General features: G+C 53.4%; 3 protein-coding genes. 2 read left to right on the top strand and 1 reads right to left on the bottom strand.

What is annotated here, in order from left to right; all coding sequences use genetic code 11:
* On the bottom strand, nt 1-833 hold an 833-nt coding region (locus ACN4EK_RS32265; protein WP_431662542.1), incomplete at its 3' end, for a hypothetical protein.
* 277 nt (nt 834-1,110) lie between these two features.
* On the opposite strand from ACN4EK_RS32265, the gene ACN4EK_RS32260 reads away from it, so the two are divergent.
* Nucleotides 1,111-2,439: a homoserine dehydrogenase gene (locus tag ACN4EK_RS32260; RefSeq protein WP_431662541.1), complete on the top strand. Its 1,329-nt coding sequence runs from the start codon at nt 1,111-1,113 to the stop codon at nt 2,437-2,439.
* A 7-nt stretch (nt 2,440-2,446) separates the two neighbouring features.
* Nucleotides 2,447-3,250: tRNA lysidine(34) synthetase TilS (tilS, locus tag ACN4EK_RS32255; RefSeq protein ID WP_431662540.1), on the top strand; the 804-nt coding region annotated here is incomplete at its 3' end.

Below are 3,250 nucleotides of genomic sequence, written 5' to 3'. Positions count from 1 at the left end.
AGATGTGTATAAGAGACAGGAGGTGTAGCGGGTGGGGCAGCAACGGCAGCGGGGACAGCGGCGGGGGCAGTGGGTATATCACGGATTTCGGTGTCTGCTTCAACGACTTTGGGGGTTGCTTCTAGGGGAACCGTTGAGTGACTGTGATCGTGATCTAATTGAGCCAGGTCGTGATTCAGAATCTCTAACAACGTGGCATCTGATGAAGGAGGTGCTGCTTCGCTAACCGGAACTGGGGTAGCTTGGCGGCTATCGGGTACACGATCGCGAGGAGTCTGCTGAGTAGCAGCCCTGGACAAAACAGGGGTGGGATCGCCTTCAAATTCAAATAAGGCAGTATGCCATTCCCAAAAGGCGGGAGCCGATTGCTGCACCGATCGCAACCAGGGACGAGACAGCCAGAGTAATAAAGAGGATTCCAGGGAAGGCAGGTAAAATTCGATTTCTTGCAGATGGCTGAGAAACCGTCGTTGCACTGGGGCGGGTTGGCGTGTGAGCTGCTCAATCCCCAAGATTTGAAAGCCGATCGTCGGTAGCCCATTGGCTCCAGAGGGGGGGAGGTGATGGGTTAGCCAGTGGGCAATCTGTGCCATCGGATTGGGATTCCGCAGGTTGAGCTTGAGGCTAACCAGTTGTGGACAGCCGGACGATCGTCCCTGTCCTGTACCATTCTGAGTCGGAGTTGGATAGGCTAGTTCTGCTTGCAGGCGGGCGGCTAACTGATTGCGTAGTGCCAGGTCATCACACACCGCCAGAAACACTTGACGGCGCAAATGGAGACTGAGAGACAGTTTGAGTTGCGAGTAGATAGTCTGATTGGTTTCAGATATCATCGCTACTGCTGAATCTGTCTCTGGACGATCAACAGGAGGGGAACAACGAGCAGCTAATTGCATTGCTTATGGAGATGCCAGGTTACTTACCGTAACCGAGCGCTTGGGTCGAAGACTATGACATACCCCCTTCTTCATAGAACTTTTGGGGTTGTCAGGACACTGTATGAAGAAGAGCTTCAGGTAACTGGCAAAAGCTCCCGATCGTGAATCTCTCACCCTGAGTTTTCCGCCCCTCCCTTACAATGAAGGTTGTCGTTCGGATCAAACAAACACTGTGGCTTTCAAGATTGGCTTGTTAGGGTTAGGCACGGTTGGTACAGGGACAGCGCAAATTTTGCTGGAACCGTCGCAGCGGCATCCATTAGTGCAGGAATTAGAACTGTATCGGGTGGGAGTACGATCGCTGGATAAACCACGGGAAGTCAATCTGCCGACAACGGCTTTAACCACTGACTTAGAGGCGATCGTCACCGATCCAGACGTTGATATTGTGGTGGAAGTCATGGGTGGCTTGGAACCTGCCCGATCGCTGATCCTCAAAGCTATTGCCCATCACAAACATGTGGTGACTGCCAATAAAGCGGCGATCGCTCGGTTTGGCGACGAAATCTTCACGGCTGCCAATCAGGCAGGGGTGTATGTCCTGCTAGAAGCAGCCGTTGGCGGTGGCATCCCGGTGATTGAACCCTTGAAGCAATCCCTCTGTGCCAACCGGATTCATACTCTGATGGGGATTGTGAATGGCACGACGAACTACATCCTGACGCGGATGAAAAATGAAGGTGGCGACTTTGCCGAGATTCTGGCCGATGCCCAACGCTTAGGTTATGCCGAAGCCGATCCCACGGCTGATGTGGATGGCTTAGATGCGGCTGATAAAATTGCGATTCTGGCATCTCTGGCATTTAACGGGCGGATTAAGCTCTCGGAAGTTCACTGTGAGGGTATCCAACAGATCAGTGCAGCGGATATCGCCTATGCTGAAAAGCTGGGCTTTGTGATCAAACTGCTGGCAGTTGCCAAACGCAATCCTCTAGCGGCGGCGGAAGATTCTGAGCAGTTACAAATTCGTGTCCATCCGACGCTTGTTCCCAAGGATCATCCTCTCGCCAGCGTCAATGATGTCTACAATGCGATTCTGGTGGAAGGCGATCCAGTGGGACAGGTGATGTTCTCTGGGCGGGGGGCGGGGGCGGGGCCTACAGCCAGCGCTGTCGTGTCCGATATCCTTAATATTGCCGCCTTGTTGAAAGTAGAACGGGGTGGGGTTACCCGATCGGATGGCACCCCCTTACTCGATCCCTTACTGGCTTGCTCCCATCAGCACTACTGCACGATCGCGCCGATGGAGGAATTGGTCACTCGCTTCTATGCCCGCTTCCTGACTCAGGATTATCCGGGGGTAATTGGCAAACTGGGTACGTGTTTTGGCGACCATGATGTCAGTTTGGAATCGGTGGTGCAAACGGGATTGCGAGGCGATTTGGCAGAAATTGTCGTCGTCACCCATGATGTGCGGGAGGGCAACTTCCGGCAGGCCTTAGCCGAGATCCAAACAATGCCCGCCATTAAAAACATCGCCAGTACCCTAAGAGTGCTGTAGCCAATCGATGCGCGATCGTCTGCCGATCTGGACTGATTTACACAGTCGGCTGCACCGCCTACTGAAAGTGCGATCGCTGCTCCCTCCGGGGCAACCTGTCCTCATGGCAATTTCCGGCGGACAGGATTCTCTTTGTTTAGGAAAAATCCTGCTAGATTTACGAGACAAGTGGGGTTGGCAACTGGCGATCGCTCACTGTGATCATCGCTGGCAGGGAGATGAAGGGAATGCGGCGTTTGTCCAGACGATCGCTACAGAGTGGCAGTTACCGTACTATGCCATCACCGCTCTTAAGCCTATCCCACCTACCGAAGCTGCCGCCCGCACCTGGCGCTATCAGCAATTGACCGACCTGGCACAGCAACAGGGTTACTCCAGAATTGCGACTGGACATACCGCCAGCGATCGGGCAGAAACCCTGCTGTATAATCTGGTACGCGGTAGTGGAGCCGACGGACTCCAAGCCTTAACCTGGCAACGAACTTTAGTTTCAGGGGTTGATCTTGTCCGCCCCTTACTCACCATCACTCGCCGGGAAACGGCTCAATTCTGTCAGGAAATGGGATTAACAGTTTGGCACGATATCCACAATCAAGACCTGAACTATAGGCGCAATCGCATCCGACAAGAATTAATTCCCTACCTGCAAACCCACCTGAATCCCCAAGTAGAATCTGCCCTGGCACAAACCGCCGAATTACTTCAGGCTGAGGTGCAGTATCTGGAGGCAGAGGCACAGAGAGTTTATCAGCAGGTGGTTTGGCGAGATGAGGGAGATAGGGGAGATAGGGGCTGTCTCTTATACACATCT

The sequence above is a fragment of the Pantanalinema rosaneae CENA516 genome (genome assembly GCF_050753385.1).
In the GTDB taxonomy this organism is placed as follows: domain Bacteria; phylum Cyanobacteriota; class Cyanobacteriia; order Leptolyngbyales; family Leptolyngbyaceae; genus Pantanalinema; species Pantanalinema rosaneae.
This window is presented reverse-complemented; position numbering and strand designations above follow the sequence as displayed.